The organism is Natronomonas gomsonensis (assembly GCF_013391635.1).
In the GTDB taxonomy this organism is placed as follows: Archaea; Halobacteriota; Halobacteria; order Halobacteriales; family Haloarculaceae; genus Natronomonas; species Natronomonas gomsonensis_A.
Genome location: NZ_JACAWU010000001.1, coordinates 780,754 through 796,383, shown reverse-complemented (window position 1 = coordinate 796,383; position 15,630 = coordinate 780,754). Strand labels below are relative to the sequence as shown.

Here is a 15,630-nt window from a genome sequence, read left to right as displayed (position 1 = left end):
GTTAGCCGAAGTAGGCGGCTGCACCCTCGTGCAGTTCGATGGACATCCCGTCCTGTGCGCTGTCGACGCTGATGAAGTCCGTCTTGATGGTGAGGTCGTCGAGGTTGTCGAAGATGGCTGCGGTGACGTTCTCGACGATTTCGGCGTCGTACTCCGCGCGGGTGGCGATCATCGCCTGCACCGAGACGGTGTCGACGTCCTCGTCGATACCCTCGTAGGTGCCGGCGGGGACGGTGTCGTCGGCGAACCACGAGGCGGCGTCCTTGATGGTCTGTCGCTCGTCGTCGGACAGCGTGAGTAGTTCCATATCCGCCGTCGTCGCGAGCTCCTCGATGGCACCGACCGGCCACCCGCCGACGACGAACGCCGCGTCGATGTCGCCGTCCTGAATCTGGTTGGACGCCTGCGTGAAGTCGGTGTTCTGTTCCTCGAAGTCGTCGGGCGTCAGACCCGCCGCGGATTCGAGAATCTGCAGCGCGTTGACCTGCGTCCCCGAACCGAGGTCGCCGGTGTTGATGCGCATGCCCTCCATATCGGAGAGGGATTCGATTCCGGCATCGGGTCGGAGGACGATGTGAATCGTCTCCGGGTACAGGGTCGCAACGCCCTGGAGGTTCTCGATAGCGTTACCGTCGAACGCGTCGATACCGGTACCGTTCTTCGCGAAGTACGCGATGTCGTTCTGGATGAGCGCGAAGTCCGCGTCGCCGCTGCTGAGACTACCGACGTTCTCGACGGAGGCACCGGTCGCCGAAACCTCCATGTTGTAGTCAGTGTTGTTCTCGACGACGGTCTCGAACTCACCGGACAGCGGGAAGTACGTCCCACCGGTGCCGCCGGCGTGCCATCGGATGGTTTCGCCACCACCGTTGCCGTTGCCGTTGCCGTTCCCGTTGCCGTTTCCATTACCGTTCCCGTTGCCATTGCCGTTGCCATTGCCGTTGCCGGTACAGCCGGCAATTCCGGCGACACCGATGGCGCCGAGGGCACCGAGGAGGTTACGTCGGTTGATTCTGTCGTTCGTGAGTTCGTCGCGCATACCTCTACATATAATCACGTTCAGTAATAAACGCTTCCAACATCTTTTGCGATTTTCGTATATTTGTTAGTGCATTGAAGTTCTTTGCATAGACATACGTGTGATTTGCTATCGAACGGGTTACCCCTGGGATTGAAAAACGGTCGGGAAGTCTCGACAGCGACCAGCCTACGTCCCCTCGTCGGGGCCTCTGGCGACGGCATCCCGTAGGTCGACGACGCGTTCGGCGACCGTCGAGGCGTCGCGACCGACGAGTTTCGTCATCGGCTCTTTGCCCACGGCACCGCGGTCGACGACGGCGACCGGTGGATCGCTCCGACCGCCGAACGTGTCTCGGGCCGCCCAGTCCATCGTTCCGGCGGCGTCGTCGGGTTCGGCGGCGCGGTCGTACTCGGCCACGTCCCACTCGAGGGCCTCGGTTGCGGCCTCGATGTCGTCGCCGAACCGGCAGTTGATCGCGAACCGCAACTCGGGGAAGAACTCCCGGCCGCCGAGTAGGAACCGTGCGACGTGGCTGGAAGCGCCGAAGCGGACGCCCCGGTTCGGTTCGACGCCGTCGAGCGTCTTCGTGATGCGGCCCTCGACGGCCGCGGTCTCGCGTTCGTCTTCGGCGTACGGCGTCGCCCCGACGACGTTCATGCCCACCTCGGGCACCAGCGGCCGGACGTTCTCGGCGACGAGCCACGAGACGGCGTCGTGGACGGTTTCGGCGGTTGCCTCTCTGGCCGCCTCGTTGCGGAGCGCGGCGAGATGATGGACCACACCCGGGCCTTCGCCCGCGTCGTGGTGATACCGGATGGCCCGCTGGAGGAACGCGACGCTCCGACCGACCGCGTCGACGAGGGGTTCGCCGTGGGCGAGTCGCGTGGCGATGGCCGACGACAGGGTACAGCCGGAGCCGTGGGTCGCCTCGGTGTCGATTCGGGAGTGACGAGCCGTCTCGATAGTTTCGGGCGTGACGAGCACGTCGAGGACTTCCTCGCCGGGGACGTGTCCGCCTTTCAAGAGGGCGGTGTCGGCACCCGTCGTCAGCAGGCGCTGGCCCGCCAGTCGAGCGCCGGCCTCGTCTTCGGGCCGCACGCCCGTCAACACCGCCGCCTCGTCGGCGTTCGGCGTCACGAGCGTCGCCTCGGCGATGAGGTCGTCGTAGGCCGCTTCGGCCGCCTCGGTGAGCAGGCGGTCCCCGGAGGCCGCGACCATCACCGGGTCGACAACCAGCGGACACTCGAAGTCGGCGGCGTAGTCGGTGACCGTCTCGACGAGTTCGGCCGTCGCCAACATTCCCGTCTTGACGGCGCGAACGTCGAAATCCGACAGCACCGCGTCGAGTTGCGCCGTCAGTTCCTCGGTCGGGAGGATGTGCGTGGATTCGACGCCGAGGGTGTTCTGAGCGGTGACGGCAGTAACCGCCGAGGTGCCGAACCCACCCATGGCCTCGATGGTTTTCAGGTCGGCCTGGACGCCCGCGCCGCCGCCGGAGTCACTGCCCGCAATCGTGAGAACGACCGGCTTCTCGGTGGGGCTAGCCCTGCGCGTATCGGTCATGAACGTGTGTTATCACCAGAGAATACTAATCGGTGGTGGTCGGCGGCGGCCCGGTCAGACGTCGTCCGGCGTCTCGGCGTCGTCCTCGACGGCCCGCTTCATCGATTCCCGCCGGGACTTGGCGTCCCGACCCGTGCACTCGAGGAGGAAATCGTTCTTGGCGTTGTTGGCGTCGCCCGCAGCGTCGACGTCGCCGGTCTCCATCAGGTCCTCGAGGTCGCGCTCGACGAAGTCGACGGCGAGTTTGTCCTTCTTGCCGGAGTACGAGACCGCGCCGGCGACGACGCGCTCGAAGACGGGGTTTTTCGGCTCTTCGACGACGTGGAGGTCGCTTCCTTTGAACTCCTCGGTGGCCGAAATCGGGCCGAAGTACTCCTCGATGGTGGCTTCGAGGTCCGGTACGCGCTCTTCGAGATACTCGCCGCGACGCATCTTGTACTCTTCCATGGGCCGAGTATTGACGCGCTGTGGTTTACCGTTTTCGAGGTACTTCACTCGCCCTCGACGTGCAACCACGACCCGCACTCCGGACAGGGGTCGCCGTCGCGGTAGGCGGATTCGGCATCGACCTGGAACCCACACTCCGCACAGACGAGGACGCCCTCGGGGACCGTGATGCCCGACAGCTCCTCCACGGGTTCAGTGTCTTCCTCGTCGTCGGCGTCGACCGCGTCGGCGTCGACGACCGAATCGCTCTCGGGGTCCCACGGCTCGTCGTCGGGGTCGTCCGGCCACTGGCCGGGCGCCCGCTCCGGTTCGCCGTCGTCGGTGAGAATCTCGGCGTCCTCCTCTTCGGGGTCACGGGGCTCGAACTCGCTCTCCTCGTCGGGCGTGTCCGGCGTGTCCTCGGTCGAAGACCACCCGTCCGAGTCGTCGGGGGCGGCCTCGGCGTCTTCGTCGTCGGCCGCGCCGCTCCGCTCGACGACGCCGTCGAAGGCCCCCGTCCCCTCTTCCGCGCCCGTCTCGGGAGCGTCCTCTGTCGGCGTCGAGTCAGCGGTGGAGGGCGTCGGTTCCTCCTCTAACCCCACGTCTTCGGGGTCGACGACGGCGGTCACCTCGGTGCTCTCGGAGACGACCCGTTCGGCCCCACAGCGCGTACACCGTTCGAGTTCACGGACGACGGTCACGACCTCGCTGCCCTGTTCTTCCCGCTCCCGCTCGACGTCGGCGGGCTCGAAGGCGTGGCCGAGTAGCGAACACTTCAGTCCCATTGGGAAGGTGTGGCCGTGTAGAGGGTATAAAACTTGAGACACGGACCCCGAGGTTCCGGAGTGCCACACCCGGCGTGTGCCGGCGAACGGTTAAGACCACCCCGGGCGAACGTTCGTGTATGCAGGCGAAGCGGGAGTATCGGGACCGCGACGATACCGAAGTCGCGGTCCTCGATGCGCTCGTCGACCGGACCGAGGAGGGAATGACGGTTTTCGAGTTGCGGTCGGGGGTCGGCACCGACATCGACGCCATCGAGGACGCCCTCGCCGAGCTCAAAGAGGAGGGCCTCATAACCGTCGAGAACGACGACGAGCGGATGCGCATCTACCCCGACGAGCGCGTCGTTCCTGACCCGAACGGAACCGAAAGCGACAGCAGTCCCTCGCTGTTCCGTCGCATTCGCGAAAAACTCGGACTGTGAGTCCGCCGGCCGCGATGCGTCGCTGTTTTACCGCCGCGTCGCCTTCTTCCCGGCAATGACAGTCGTCGCGGACATACACGAAGCCCACGGCGCGACGTTCACCGAACGCGGCGGCCGCCGGGTCGTCGACCACTACGGCCGCCCCGAGCGCGTCCACCGCGCCGTCCGGAACGTCGTCGGCGTCATCGAGATGGGCTACGGCGTCGTCGAGGTGACCGGCGACGACCGAATCGAGTTCGTCGACAACGCCGTCTCCAATCGCGTCCCGAGCGAAGACGGCCAGGGCGTCTACGCGCTGTTGCTCGACGCACAGGGCGGCATCGAGTCGGACCTCTACGTCTTCAACGCCGGCCCCCGACTGCTGTGTTTCGTCCCGCCACAGCGCGCCGAAGCCCTCGCCGAGGAGTGGGCCGAAAAGACGTTCATCCAAGACGTCGACGTGCGGGTCGCCACCGACGACTTCGGCGTCTTCGGCGTCCACGGCCCGAACGCGACCGAGAAAATCGCCTCCGTGCTGACGGGGCCGGCGTCGCCGGACGAACCCCTCTCCTTCGTCCGCGGGTCGGTCGGCGACTGGGGCGTCACCGTCGTCCGTACCGACGACCTCACCGGCGAAGAGGGCTACGAGGTCATCTGTGCGGCCGACGACGCGAACGACGTCTTCGACGCCCTCGTCAACCACGGCCTCAACGCCGCGCCGTTCGGCTACCGGACGCTGGATTACCTCACGCTCGAGGCCGGCACGCCGACCTTCGAGGCCGAACTCGAAGGGACGGTTCCGAACGTCCTCGGCCTCCGGAACGCCATCGACTTCGAGAAGGGCTGTTACGTCGGCCAGGAGGTCGTCTCGAAGATAGCCAATCAGGGTCGTCCGTCGCGGCGACTCGTCGGACTCGAGCCCGAAGCGGTGCCGCCGAGCGGGTCGGCGGTCTTCGCCGGCGACAGCCACGTCGGTGAGGTCACCCGCGGCGACCACAGCCCCGCACTCGACGTGCCCATCGCCTTGGCACTCGTCGACTTCGACCTCGACGCCGAGGACCTCACCGTCCGCGTCGACGGCGAGGACGTACCCGCCGACCGCGTCGAGTTGCCGTTCGTCGAGGGGTCGGCACGCTCACGGCGGCTTCCCGAGTACGTCTGAAACCGGAGAAAATCGAACCGCCTACTCCTCGCTGTCGTCGGTCGGGGCGTAGTAGTACTCGCCGGCTTTCTTCTGTTCGCGGTCCTTCTGTGAACCGGGTTTGTTGATGCGCGGTCGGCCGGTGCGTTCGTCGCGCCGGAAGGTCACGTCGAGGTTCGCGAGGAACGTGTTCATCCCCTCGCGCATCCCCATCGGTTGACCGGCGTGGCCGTGGTCGGCGGGCGTCCCCTCGAACACCTGCAGGCGGTCTGAGAGGAGGTCAATCATATAGATGTCGTGGTCGATGACCATCGCCGTGGCGCCGTGGTTTTCGGTGTAGCGGCGGATGGCTCGCGTCGCAAGCACCCGCTGTTCGACGTCGAGGTGCGCGGAGGGTTCGTCGAGCAGGTAGAGGTCGGCCTCCTTGGAGAGACACGCAGCGATGGCGACGCGCTGACGCTCGCCACCGGAGAGGTCCGTGAGACTTTGCTCGAAGATGCGCTCTAACTGCAGCGGTTGGGCGATTTCGGTGTTCCAGTACGACGAGCCGAAGTCGTCGGTGATAGAGCGGAGGAACGAATCCACCCGCATCGGCTGGTCGATTTCGACGTACTGTGGCTTATACGAGATGTCGAGGCGAGCATCGAACTCGCCTTCGTCGGGGTCGAGGCGCCCCGCGAGGATCTTCGCGAACGTCGACTTCCCGATGCCGTTGGGGCCGACGATGCCGAGGACCTCGTTTTGCCGTATCTCACCGGCGTCGATGTCCAGGGAGAACTCGCCGTCGCCGTAGGATTTCCGCATCGCAGGGTACTCGACGAGAGTGTCGCCATAGGTCTCGGTTCGGGGAGCGTGTTCCTCGAACTCGATGGACTCCGGACGGATGCGCATGTTCTCGTTTTCGAGGTACCCCTCCAGATACTGGTTGATGCCGCCCTTCGTCGATTTCGGCGGCGTGATGACGCCGAATGCGCCCGGTTCACCGTAGGCGACGTGGAGGGCGTCGGCGAGCAAATCCAGCACGGCGAGGTCGTGTTCGACGACGAGCATCGAGCGGTCGTCCTCGGAGAGTTCCTGAATCAGTCGCGCTGCCGTCACGCGCTGGCCGATGTCGAGATACGGCGTAATCTCGTCGAGGAAGTAGAAGTCGGCGTCTCGCACCAGCGTCGCGGCGAGTGCGACCCGCTGGAGTTCGCCGCCGGAGAGGGTGTCGATGGGCTGGTCGACGACCGGTTCGATGCCGAGCCGTTCGACCAGTTCGTCGGCGACGCCGCGTTCGTCAACGCCCGCCAGCAGTTCGCTGGTCTTCCCGTCGAAGGTGTCGGGAATCTTGTCGACGTACTGCGGTTTGCGGGCGACGGTTACCTCACCCTCCTGGAGGTCTTCGAGGTACTCCTGCAGTTCGGTACCGCGGTAGGCCTCTAACACGTCGTCCCAGTCGGGTTCGTCCTCGAAGTCTCCGAGGTTGGGCGTGATTTCGGCGGCGAGGACGTGGACTGCGGTCGTCTTCCCGATGCCGTTCGGCCCGAGGATACCGGTGACACGGCCTTCCTGTGGGGCGGGCAGTCCGTACAGCGAGAAGGCGTTCTCGCCGTATCTATGGGTGGGGTCTTCGTCGAGTTCCTGCGGGAGGTTGATGATTTCCAGCGCGTCGAAGGGGCACTTCTCGACGCAGATGCCGCAAGTCTCGCCCAGACACAGTTCCTCGGATATCGAGACCTGGTCGGGGCCGCCGGCGTACAGTCCTTCCTCGCCGTGGCGCTCCTCGCGGGTGACGATACACTCCTCGCCGGTGCGGTTCGGCGGACAGAAGTTCGCACACTCGTAGTTACATCGATCGGGCTGACACCGGTCGAGGTCGACGACGGCGATGCTGTCGTCGCTCATTACAGGTTCGTCCCCGTTTGGAGGAGAATTGCCCAGCAAACGAACCACAGCGAGAAGGTCATGAACGCCACGTACAGGTAGTCCTTCACGCCGAATTCGTCGACGTCGAGGTCCATCCCCGCCATCTCGAGGACGCGAAGGAGCGGGAACTGCACGATGACGGCGCCCGCGAGGACGTACACGCCGAGGGGGTCGTCGGCCCCGCTCGCAACGGTCGCCGAGACGAGCGCGGCGGCGACGCCGGCGAGACACGCCAGTGCCGTGACGGTGACACCACGGACGTGTGCGACCCTGCGTTCGGCCGTATCGGTTGCCATACACCCACGTCAGCCACCCGTAGCCAAAAGCGGTTCGCTCCGGACCTATCGGAGCCGTCAGTTGGAGGACTCATTGGGCAAATGACAAACGAGAGTTTCACGGCCACTCCGGTCCGTTTTCGGCGGTTGCGAGTTCGATACCCGACCAGTTTGGGTCAATGTTTATACCGCTGGCTCGCCTCTTTTGCGGTACAAATGGCTGATTCTGACGGCGAAGACCTAGAAGACCTCCCGCCAAGCGCGAAACTCGTCTACAAGGTCCTCGAGTACAACGGACCGATGACCCAGAAAGGCATCGTCGAGGAATCGATGTTGTCCGCCCGAACCGTTCGCTACGCCCTCGAACGCCTCGAAGACATCGAAATCGTCTCCGAGGACGTGTACTTCGCGGACGCGAGACAGAACCTCTATGAGATTCAGGCGCCGGTCGAGGCGGCCGCCGACGGCGGTACCGACACCGCCAGCTGCGACGACTGAACGGACGTTTTCGTGTCGCTTCGCGGTCCTGAGAGACGGCTAGCGAATCAGAGCACGAGCCGCTGACAGCTCCCACAGAGGTTCTCCTCTTTGACGTCGACCTCGCGGACGGTCGGGGAGAAGCTCATCACACAGCGGGAGTTGTCACAGTGTTCGAGTCCGAGCGTGTGGCCGATTTCGTGGACGACCTCCTTGCGGACGCGGTCGGAGAAGATGTCGCCAGCCGATTTGTTCGAGAAACCGCCGTCCGAGGAGGTCTGCAGCCGGTACGTCGAGATTACCGAGCCGTTTCCGGAGAGGTACGCGAGGCCGAAGACGTAGTTGCGGCGCCGGTAGTAGAGGTCCTTCGGCGTGATGGCGATGTTCTTCTCGCCGGAGCCGATTCGGCCCGCGAGCTCGATGAACTCCTCGGCTCGGTACTGTTCACGACCGGGGTCGAACGCGCCGTCGGGGATGGGTTGACTGTCGTGAATCGTCACCTCGCAGTCGTAGACGGACCGCAGTCCGCTGGAGGCCTCCCGCTTGACCGCGGCAGGGACATCACCGACCGGCACGATGTCGACGTGCATGGGAAAAGGTTAGATACGGCTGTTCATAAACATCCCGACGTGCACACCGACTCGAAGGCGACGCTCGTCGACCGCCTCGCCGGGTTCGACCGTCTCGTCGAGGTCGGCGTCGGGAACCGAACCGACGTCGCGGCCGGCCTCGCCGAACGCGGACGGACCGTCACCGCGACGGACATCCACGAGCGGCCGACTCCCTCGGACGTGCGGTTCGTCCGCGACGACGTGACCGACCCCGACGTGGCGCTGTACCGGGACGCCGAGGCGGTGTACGCGCTGAACTGCCCGCCCGAACTCCAGCGGCCGCTCGCCGAGGCGGCCGCCGCAGCGGGGGCGGCGTGTTTCTTCACGACACTCGGGGGCGACCCCGCCGTCGTCGACGCGACGACGGAGACACTCGAAGACGAGACTCTGTTCCGAGTAAACCCATGAACGTCGACGCAATCATCCTCGACATCGACGGCGTGTTGGTCGACGTGGCCGACTCCTATCGCCGTGCAATCGTCGAATCCATCGCACACGTCTACGACGACACCATCGAGAAAGCCGACATTCAGGCGTTCAAGAACGCCGGCGGCTTCAACAACGACTGGGAATTGACGTACGCCGCCGCGCTGTACGTCCTCGCCACCCGCGAGAAACCGTATCTGAGCATCGAGACGTACACCGGTCTCATCGCCGCCTCCGGCGGCGGGTTGGACGCCGCCCGGACGGCCATCGCAGACGAACTCGAACCGGCCGCACGCGAGCAGGTACTCGCCGACTGGGACCGACAGCGGCTCCGAGAGGTGTTCCAGCAACTGTATCTCGGCTCGGAGCTGTACCGGCAACTGGAGGGCGATGACCCCGACCTCGACACCGAGGGGTTCATCCACGACGAACCGGTGTTGCTCGACGCTTCGACACGCGAGGCGCTGGAAGCGTGGGACGTGGGCGTCCTTACCGGCCGTCCGAGCGCCGAAGCCGACATCGCACTCGACCGCGTCGGCCTCGAAGTGGCCGATGACCACCGATTCACGATGGACGACTGGGACGCCGGAAAGCCCGACCCCGAGGCGCTCGTGACGCTGGCCGAGCGCTTCGACGCCCGGCGAATCGCCTTCGTCGGCGACACCCTCGACGACATCCGCACGGCGACGAACGCCGCCGACACCGACTCGACACGGGAGTATCACGGCATCGGTGTTCTCACAGGGGGCCTCACTGGCGAGGAAGGCCGCCGACGCTACGAGAGCGCCGGCGCGAGCGCGGTCCTCGACAGCGTCAACGACCTCCCAGACCTGCTCGAATGAGCGCCGAGCGACTCCTCGCGTGGAGCGCGGCAGTCGCCGCCACAGCCGTCTTCTCGTTGGCGTTCCTCACCGACCTGACAGTCGGAGGACGACTACCGCTCGTAGCGCTCAGCATCCTCGTAGCAGTGCCGCTTGCGGTCGTCTTCGTCGGCTGGCTCTCGGCAGTTCGCGGCGGCGAACGCGGCTGGAGCTAGAAGAACAGCCCGGGGTCGTCGTGGGAAAACGTCACGCGTGTCTCGTCGGACAGCGGACGGACGTGGGTGTACATCACGCCCTCCTCGGTTGCTTGTTCGGCGAGTTCGGTCTCTTCTCGGGCGGGGAGAAACGCCGGCACGACGACGGCGATTTCCTCGGCCGTCGCTTCGGTCGCGACGATGAAGAACCGGACGCCGCCCTCTTCCGCGCGGTAGACCTGGGAGGTGTCGAAGGTCGCCGACTCGACGAGCGCTTCCAGCGCCTCGAACTCGTCACCGGGGGCGAGTACGTCCAGTCCGAACGGGTCGCCGGTGACCGGCGTCACGTCGCCGGGATGGACGACGAGCGTCTCCCAGCCGTCGTCGCGGTACTCGGCGGCGATGGCGTCGGCGTCCTCCAGCAGTTCCTGCCAGCGGTCGGTGACTGCCGACGGTGGCCCGTCTGCGTTCATACCGGTCCCGTGTCGGCCGGCGGCAAAAGCCCGACGGTCACAGTCCATCTGCTCGGATTGGGCAACCGTCGCCGGTCACACAACGCTTACCCTACAGTCGGCCGACTACCGTGTATGCGAATCGCGCTCCTCGGCGGCACCGGCGACATCGGACAGGGACTCGTCCTTCGGTGGAGTTACGACACCGACCACGAACTGCTCGTCGGTTCCCGTGACCCCGAGAAGGCGCGCACGAAGGCCGAAGAGTACGAGACGGAACTCGACAGTCGCGGCGTCGACACCGACATCAAGGGCTTCGAGAACGCGATGGCCGCCGACCGCGCCGACGTGGTGGTACTCGCCGTCCCAGCGTATCACCTCGTCGACACCGTCGAAGCCATCGCCGACCGACTGGACGACGAGACGATTCTCGTCACGCCCGCCGTCGGGATGAAACGCGACGACGAAGGGTTCCACTACAACCGTCCAGGAGCGGGCAGCGTCGCCGCGCTCGTCGAGGAGGCAAAACCCGACGACGTACCGCTCGTCGGCGCGTTTCACAACCTCCCTGCGGGTGGCCTCTCGAATCTCGACCGCGAGTTCGAGTGGGACACGCTCGTCTTCGGTGACGATGACGACGCCAAAGACATGGTCGTCGACCTCGCCGCCGAGATAGAGGGGCTCCGCCCACTCGATGTCGGTGGCCTCGCCAACGCCGCCGAGGTCGAGGCGGTGACGCCGCTACTCATCAACGTCGCACGGGAGAACGACGGACTGCACGACCTCGGCGTGAGGTTCCAGTAGCTACGCCAGCGACGAGAGTTCGACGGCGCTGTCGGACTGAATCCACGCGTTGTGGTTTTTCCGGTCGTAGATGACTACCGCTCCGCCTTCGAGTTCGAAGTCCACACACCGGTCGCGGGTAGTCGGGAGGCTGTCGCCGTCGGAACTGTTTTCGATTGGCGCTGGCATTGTCGTTCGCGGGCGATATCGCCCTACGGATGTACATTGGTCGCCAGTAGTGTTAAGTGTTACCGAGTGTCATACACGTGGCAGACAGAACAAGTCATGAAGTGGGCGGCCGCCATGTAAATCAGTATGAGCGAGCCAGTCCCCGTCAATGCGGGCGAACACACCGCCGAAGAGCTGTTGAGGCGCCTCCGTGATGGCGACCGTCTCGTCGTCAAAACCGAGATTCTCGGGAGTCCGGAGGAGTTGACGCTGCGGTACGACGGCACGACCTACTACTGTGACACGCCCACGACGCTGCACAAACACGACGACGCAGCCGAGATGGAGGAGTGCATGCGACACTACGGCTACGTCAAAGACGACGAGTAGCACATTCGGCAGTCGGCTGCTTCGGAGCCGCTCGCTTCGCTCGGCGTCCCGCAACCCACCCCCTTTTTGCGACTCCACGACGCATTCCCGTCAATGGCAGACCTCACGCTCCCGTCGAACCCCGAGGCGCCCGAGGTGGCGACCGACGGCGTCTGGCTCCACTGTATCGAATGCGGCCACGACCACGCCCCCTTCGACGACATCATCTACACCTGCGAGGAGTGTGGCAGCTTGCTGGAAGCCCGCTACGACAACTATCCCACCTTCGACGACTTCGAGGGGCGTGGCGTCTGGCGCTACAACGCCGCCCTTCCGTTCGAGGAGGGCGTCACCCTGCCGGAAGGCGCGACGCCGCTGCACGAGGCGCCACGCCTCGAAGCCGACCTCGGCGTCCGCAACCTCCGGGTGAAACACGAGGGGATGAACCCTACCGGGTCGTTCAAGGACCGCGGAATGACCGTCGGCGTCCGCGTCGCACAGGAACTCGACGTTGGGCGACTGGCGTGTGCCTCCACCGGCAACACCTCCGCCGCGCTTGCGGCCTACGGCGCACGCGCCGACCTCGAGACGCTCGTCCTGCTCCCCGCCGGCAAGGTCGCCGCCGGGAAAATCGCACAGGCGAGTCTCCACGGCGCCCGGATTCTGGAGGTCGACGGCAACTTCGATTCCTGTCTCGACATCGTCCAGGACCTCGCCGACCGCGGTGAGGCGTACCTGCTGAACTCGCTGAACCCGTTCCGACTGGAGGGTCAGAAGACCATCGGCCTCGAAATCCTCGAGGAGTTCCGCGACGACGAAGGGCGGTTCCCCGACCGAATCGTCCTGCCGGTCGGCAACGCGGGCAACACCGCCGCGCTGTACAAGTGCTTCCGTGAGTTGGTCGCCTCGGGTGACCTCGCGCCCGGCGACGTGCCGAAACTCACCGGCGTCCAGGCGGAGGGCGCCGCGCCGATGGTCGAGGCCATCGAATCGGGCGCCGAGGAGACCCGCCGCTGGGAGGACGTCGAAACCATCGCGACAGCCATCCGCATCGGAAACCCCGTCAACGCGCCGAAGGCGTTGCCCGGCATCCGCGAAACCGGCGGCACCGCCGTCGCCGTCTCCGACGAGGAGATTACGACCGCCCAGCGTGACCTCGCAGGCGAGGGCATCGGCGTCGAACCCGCCTCCGCGGCGTCGGTCGCCGGCCTGCGGAAACTGCGGGAATCCGGCGAAGTCGGGTCGGGCGAGGACGTGGTGTGTCTGACGACCGGCCACCTGCTGAAGGACCCCGACGCCGCGGCGGCGGCGGGCAGCGACCCCGAACCCGTCCCGAACAGCACGGACGCGGTGCTCGCACACCTCGCCGGCGAGCGGACGGGAGACGGCGGACGCGGACTGCTCGGCCGGCTTCGCGGCCTGTTCTAGGCGGTCGCGGCTTTCGTTTCGGCCTCGTCGTCGAGAACCAGCGTCTCGGTCGATTCGCCTTCCGAGACCTCGATTTCGTGGGTGTCGAACGCCGTCGCGAGCGTCAGCGTCGCCTCGCTGTCGCTGTCGACCTGAAGCGTGAGTTCGGTGTCGGTGTCGAGCCCCGCTTCCTCGACCCACAGCGTGGCCTCGGCGACCCCCTCCAGCGTGACCTCGAGGGCGTTTTCGGGGCCGCGCCGTTGGTCGATGTCGGGCTGTTCCCACTGGAGACCGCGGCTGAGGTGGCGCTGGGGCGTCTGTCCGATGCGTCGGAACCGCCGGAGGTTGGGCTCGCCGTAGCCGTCGGCCAAGGAGGTTGCGTCGACGAGACCGGCGTCCTCGCCGTCCTGCGTGACGATATCCGAAACCCAGTAGGCGCCGTCGTGGACGAGTCCGACCTCTGGGTGGTCGAGTTCCGGCACCTGTCGGTAGGTGACCCGCCGGGGATTGCGGATGACCTTCCCGCGGGCGATGAACTCCGGTGCCCGGTCCCACTGGTCGCAGATACCGAGAGAGAGGTGCGTCGCGACCGGGAACACGTCGAACTGATAGCGGTAGCCGTGTCGCCGCAGTTTACGGGCGTAGTTCTCCGGGGAGAGCACCGGAACGAGTGGGTCGCCGACTGTGTTCCAGATGAGCATCGGTACGTGCCGGAGGTTGTCGGTGATTTCGAGAGCGCTCTCGGGGTCTTGGGCGAAGAGGTTGAGCACGTCGCCGCCGCCCTCGCCGCCGAAGAGGTCGTTCGTGAGTTTCGACGGCGCCTTCAGCAGGCCGCCGGTGAGCCCCTCGATGGGGTCCTCGCTGGGCGGCCCGACGACCGAAAAGCCCCGTCCGAACAGGTCCGGACACTGTGCGGCGAGCATACACGTCCCGAACCCGCCCATCGAGTACCCCGAGATGGTGACGCGACTGCGGTCGATGTCGACCCGGGTTTCGAGGTCGCGCCACGCCTCGAAGATGTCGAGTTCCGCCTCGCGTTTGTACCAGCGACCGGGACCGCGGGCCTGCGGCATCAACACGACGGCGCCGTGGGCCTCCGCCAATCCCTTGACGAGGTTCGGCATGTACACCGCATACTGGGTGTAGGCGCCGCCCAGCGAGTGCAACAGCAACACCATCGGCGCCGGCTCTTCGAGGTTCTCGGGGACGTACACGTTGTACGGCTGGATGCGGCCCTCCAGTACGTCGTGGTCGGGGTCGACGCCCTCTCCGAGGTAGTACCGCGAGGGATACAGAAGCGAGTGAAAGCCGGCTTCGAACGACGCGTCGTCGGTCGTCCCCTCGCGGAGCCGCTGGAAGTCGATATCCGCGTAGAACCGCGATATGTCGCGGTTGGCGAGCGCCAGCGACTGGGCGTGTTCCCGCCAGTTGCCCTCCCCGAGGACTCGCGCAGAGCGGTCCCAGACGAGGTCCAGGAGGTTGTGGCCGATGCCGGTCACGTCGAGTACGTCGAAGAGGCCGCGACCGATATCGATGGGGCCGACGTGTCGGTCGTACGGTTCCTCGAAGCGGAAGCCGACGTTGAACACCGGCGGTACGTCCTGTGACTTGCTCTTCAGGCCGCCGGGCGTCTCCTCGTCCGGACTGACCGCGACTTGCCTGAATCCGCCCTCCTCGGCGTTCCAGAGGCCGGTGACACAGTAGTGTCGCCACGTCTCGTCTGCGGGGTCGAGCGGCACCTCCACCTCGATTTGGTTCCGGCGCACGTCGACGAAAACTCGGTCGTCTTCGAGCGGTTCGCCGTCCAACTCTGCGCCCGTCCCCCACGTCACGAGCACGTGGTCGACCGGCGCACCCAACTCACCCAATCCGTGACCCCAGTCGGTTCGACCGTCACTGCCTCCTGTATCGATGCCGATGGCGACGGCCGCCGCGTCCGGCTCCAGCATCGTGTTCAGCGTGATGCGGTAGGCGACTCCCTCCGCCGTCGGCCGCGCTCGGAACTCCAGCAGGTCCGCGCCGTTGTAGCTGTAGCGTTCGCCGTCGTTGGGGTAGTGGAGGTCCCCGGTCGGCTGTGAGAGAATGCCGCCGAGGGAGTCGGCATTCGCCGGCGACCCGGCGGTAAAGCGACGCGTATCGGCGCCGTGGTCGTCGTAGACGTAGTCCTGATACAGGTACTCACCATCGCGGTAGGCGTCGTGGCCGGAGACGAGAAGCGGGTCGGCGTCCCACCCCTCGCCGTTCTCCAACTGCGGCGGCGTGGGGTTGGGGCCGTACAGGGCGTCGGGACCGGGCCGAGGCGGAGAGGAGGGAGACCCCTCGGCCCGGTCGCCGTTACGGCGTTCCTGAGACATATCCCGTCCCTTCGACGGCAATGCGGAAATGTGTTAGCCCTATTAGCA

General features: G+C 65.9%; 19 protein-coding genes. 9 read left to right on the top strand and 10 right to left on the bottom strand.

Features of this window, described 5'->3' with window-relative positions:
- Position 1 precedes the first annotated feature (1 nt).
- The 4 genes from HWX69_RS04220 to HWX69_RS04205 form a co-directional block, all read right to left on the bottom strand.
- The gene (locus tag HWX69_RS04220) at positions 2–1,039 is read right to left on the bottom strand and encodes a TAXI family TRAP transporter solute-binding subunit (RefSeq protein WP_178915854.1); all 1,038 of its coding nucleotides are present in this window, start codon (positions 1,037–1,039) and stop codon (positions 2–4) included.
- A 168-nt stretch (positions 1,040–1,207) separates the two neighbouring features.
- Positions 1,208–2,584 (bottom strand): bifunctional hydroxymethylpyrimidine kinase/phosphomethylpyrimidine kinase, encoded by a 1,377-nt coding sequence (thiD, locus tag HWX69_RS04215; RefSeq protein ID WP_178915853.1) that lies wholly within the window; start codon positions 2,582–2,584, stop codon positions 1,208–1,210.
- A gap of 54 nt (positions 2,585–2,638) precedes the next feature.
- A complete protein-coding gene (locus HWX69_RS04210; protein ID WP_178915852.1) occupies positions 2,639–3,031 on the bottom strand; it encodes a DUF5611 family protein in 393 nt (130 codons plus the stop codon).
- A gap of 44 nt (positions 3,032–3,075) precedes the next feature.
- Entirely contained in the window at positions 3,076–3,795 is a 720-nt protein-coding gene (locus HWX69_RS04205; RefSeq protein WP_178915851.1) for a DUF7093 family protein, read from the bottom strand.
- A 119-nt stretch (positions 3,796–3,914) separates the two neighbouring features.
- On the opposite strand from HWX69_RS04205, the gene HWX69_RS04200 reads away from it, so the two are divergent.
- Positions 3,915–4,217 carry a DUF6432 family protein gene (locus HWX69_RS04200; protein ID WP_178915850.1) on the top strand — a complete coding sequence of 101 codons (303 nt, stop codon included), beginning with the start codon at positions 3,915–3,917 and terminating at the stop codon, positions 4,215–4,217.
- Between the two features lie 55 nt (positions 4,218–4,272).
- A complete protein-coding gene (gene ygfZ / locus HWX69_RS04195) occupies positions 4,273–5,358 on the top strand; it encodes a CAF17-like 4Fe-4S cluster assembly/insertion protein YgfZ (RefSeq protein ID WP_178915849.1) in 1,086 nt (361 codons plus the stop codon).
- Positions 5,359–5,379: 21 nt separating this feature from the next.
- On the opposite strand, the gene HWX69_RS04190 is transcribed toward ygfZ, so the two are convergent.
- Complete coding sequence (locus HWX69_RS04190) at positions 5,380–7,224, bottom strand: ribosome biogenesis/translation initiation ATPase RLI (protein WP_178915848.1); 1,845 nt, start codon at positions 7,222–7,224, stop codon at positions 5,380–5,382.
- The gene (locus tag HWX69_RS04185) at positions 7,224–7,541 is read right to left on the bottom strand and encodes an EMC6-like membrane protein (RefSeq protein WP_178915847.1); all 318 of its coding nucleotides are present in this window, start codon (positions 7,539–7,541) and stop codon (positions 7,224–7,226) included. The genes HWX69_RS04190 and HWX69_RS04185 overlap by 1 nt, the downstream gene beginning before the upstream one ends.
- Before the next feature lie 195 nt (positions 7,542–7,736).
- Between HWX69_RS04185 and HWX69_RS04180 the strand changes: the two genes are divergently transcribed.
- Positions 7,737–8,018, top strand: a complete 282-nt coding sequence (locus HWX69_RS04180) for a winged helix-turn-helix domain-containing protein (RefSeq protein WP_178915846.1) — start codon at positions 7,737–7,739, stop codon at positions 8,016–8,018.
- 47 nt (positions 8,019–8,065) lie between these two features.
- On the opposite strand, the gene HWX69_RS04175 is transcribed toward HWX69_RS04180, so the two are convergent.
- Positions 8,066–8,587, bottom strand: coding sequence for an archaemetzincin family Zn-dependent metalloprotease (locus HWX69_RS04175; protein ID WP_178915845.1), 522 nt, complete (start codon positions 8,585–8,587; stop codon positions 8,066–8,068).
- A 39-nt stretch (positions 8,588–8,626) separates the two neighbouring features.
- Here HWX69_RS04175 and HWX69_RS18120 point away from each other — a divergent pair, with 39 nt between their 5' ends.
- From HWX69_RS18120 to HWX69_RS04160, 3 genes are read left to right on the top strand one after another with little or no spacing between them, the layout of a single operon-like run.
- Positions 8,627–9,016 carry a UPF0146 family protein gene (locus HWX69_RS18120; RefSeq protein WP_178915844.1) on the top strand — a complete coding sequence of 130 codons (390 nt, stop codon included), beginning with the start codon at positions 8,627–8,629 and terminating at the stop codon, positions 9,014–9,016.
- Positions 9,013–9,876 carry a TIGR01548 family HAD-type hydrolase gene (locus HWX69_RS04165; protein ID WP_178915843.1) on the top strand — a complete coding sequence of 288 codons (864 nt, stop codon included), beginning with the start codon at positions 9,013–9,015 and terminating at the stop codon, positions 9,874–9,876. The genes HWX69_RS18120 and HWX69_RS04165 overlap by 4 nt, the downstream gene beginning before the upstream one ends.
- On the top strand, positions 9,873–10,070 hold the full coding sequence (locus HWX69_RS04160) for a hypothetical protein (RefSeq protein ID WP_178915842.1): 198 nt from the start codon (positions 9,873–9,875) through the stop codon (positions 10,068–10,070). The genes HWX69_RS04165 and HWX69_RS04160 overlap by 4 nt, the downstream gene beginning before the upstream one ends.
- Here the strand turns inward: HWX69_RS04160 and HWX69_RS04155 are convergent.
- Complete coding sequence (locus HWX69_RS04155; protein WP_178915841.1) at positions 10,067–10,522, bottom strand: DUF7529 family protein; 456 nt, start codon at positions 10,520–10,522, stop codon at positions 10,067–10,069. The two genes, HWX69_RS04160 and HWX69_RS04155, sit on opposite strands and share 4 nt — an antisense overlap.
- Positions 10,523–10,636: 114 nt before the next feature.
- On the opposite strand from HWX69_RS04155, the gene npdG reads away from it, so the two are divergent.
- Entirely contained in the window at positions 10,637–11,305 is a 669-nt protein-coding gene (gene npdG, locus HWX69_RS04150; protein ID WP_178915840.1) for an NADPH-dependent F420 reductase, read from the top strand.
- Here npdG and HWX69_RS04145 read toward each other — a convergent pair whose 3' ends face one another.
- Positions 11,306–11,473, bottom strand: coding sequence for a DUF7331 family protein (locus HWX69_RS04145; protein WP_178915839.1), 168 nt, complete (start codon positions 11,471–11,473; stop codon positions 11,306–11,308).
- A gap of 126 nt (positions 11,474–11,599) precedes the next feature.
- On the opposite strand from HWX69_RS04145, the gene HWX69_RS04140 reads away from it, so the two are divergent.
- Entirely contained in the window at positions 11,600–11,842 is a 243-nt protein-coding gene (locus HWX69_RS04140; RefSeq protein WP_156709548.1) for a hypothetical protein, read from the top strand.
- 93 nt (positions 11,843–11,935) lie between these two features.
- Positions 11,936–13,249, top strand: coding sequence for a threonine synthase (gene thrC / locus HWX69_RS04135; protein ID WP_178915838.1), 1,314 nt, complete (start codon positions 11,936–11,938; stop codon positions 13,247–13,249).
- On the opposite strand, the gene HWX69_RS04130 is transcribed toward thrC, so the two are convergent.
- Positions 13,246–15,582 carry an alpha/beta hydrolase gene (locus tag HWX69_RS04130; protein ID WP_178915837.1) on the bottom strand — a complete coding sequence of 779 codons (2,337 nt, stop codon included), beginning with the start codon at positions 15,580–15,582 and terminating at the stop codon, positions 13,246–13,248. The two genes, thrC and HWX69_RS04130, sit on opposite strands and share 4 nt — an antisense overlap.
- Positions 15,583–15,630 lie beyond the last annotated feature (48 nt).

What these genes read in the sequence shown, in the direction of transcription:
- HWX69_RS04220 (WP_178915854.1), bottom strand. Translation starts at nt 1,039, where the DNA reads ATGCGCGACGAACTCACGAACGACAGAATCAACCGACGTAACCTCCTC.
- thiD (WP_178915853.1), bottom strand. Translation starts at nt 2,584, where the DNA reads ATGACCGATACGCGCAGGGCTAGCCCCACCGAGAAGCCGGTCGTTCTC.
- HWX69_RS04210 (WP_178915852.1), bottom strand. Translation starts at nt 3,031, where the DNA reads ATGGAAGAGTACAAGATGCGTCGCGGCGAGTATCTCGAAGAGCGCGTA.
- HWX69_RS04205 (WP_178915851.1), bottom strand. Translation starts at nt 3,795, where the DNA reads ATGGGACTGAAGTGTTCGCTACTCGGCCACGCCTTCGAGCCCGCCGAC.
- HWX69_RS04200 (WP_178915850.1), top strand. Translation starts at nt 3,915, where the DNA reads ATGCAGGCGAAGCGGGAGTATCGGGACCGCGACGATACCGAAGTCGCG.
- ygfZ (WP_178915849.1), top strand. Translation starts at nt 4,273, where the DNA reads ATGACAGTCGTCGCGGACATACACGAAGCCCACGGCGCGACGTTCACC.
- HWX69_RS04190 (WP_178915848.1), bottom strand. Translation starts at nt 7,224, where the DNA reads ATGAGCGACGACAGCATCGCCGTCGTCGACCTCGACCGGTGTCAGCCC.
- HWX69_RS04185 (WP_178915847.1), bottom strand. Translation starts at nt 7,541, where the DNA reads ATGGCAACCGATACGGCCGAACGCAGGGTCGCACACGTCCGTGGTGTC.
- HWX69_RS04180 (WP_178915846.1), top strand. Translation starts at nt 7,737, where the DNA reads ATGGCTGATTCTGACGGCGAAGACCTAGAAGACCTCCCGCCAAGCGCG.
- HWX69_RS04175 (WP_178915845.1), bottom strand. Translation starts at nt 8,587, where the DNA reads ATGCACGTCGACATCGTGCCGGTCGGTGATGTCCCTGCCGCGGTCAAG.
- HWX69_RS04165 (WP_178915843.1), top strand. Translation starts at nt 9,013, where the DNA reads ATGAACGTCGACGCAATCATCCTCGACATCGACGGCGTGTTGGTCGAC.
- HWX69_RS04160 (WP_178915842.1), top strand. Translation starts at nt 9,873, where the DNA reads ATGAGCGCCGAGCGACTCCTCGCGTGGAGCGCGGCAGTCGCCGCCACA.
- HWX69_RS04155 (WP_178915841.1), bottom strand. Translation starts at nt 10,522, where the DNA reads ATGAACGCAGACGGGCCACCGTCGGCAGTCACCGACCGCTGGCAGGAA.
- npdG (WP_178915840.1), top strand. Translation starts at nt 10,637, where the DNA reads ATGCGAATCGCGCTCCTCGGCGGCACCGGCGACATCGGACAGGGACTC.
- HWX69_RS04145 (WP_178915839.1), bottom strand. Translation starts at nt 11,473, where the DNA reads ATGCCAGCGCCAATCGAAAACAGTTCCGACGGCGACAGCCTCCCGACT.
- HWX69_RS04140 (WP_156709548.1), top strand. Translation starts at nt 11,600, where the DNA reads ATGAGCGAGCCAGTCCCCGTCAATGCGGGCGAACACACCGCCGAAGAG.
- thrC (WP_178915838.1), top strand. Translation starts at nt 11,936, where the DNA reads ATGGCAGACCTCACGCTCCCGTCGAACCCCGAGGCGCCCGAGGTGGCG.
- HWX69_RS04130 (WP_178915837.1), bottom strand. Translation starts at nt 15,582, where the DNA reads ATGTCTCAGGAACGCCGTAACGGCGACCGGGCCGAGGGGTCTCCCTCC.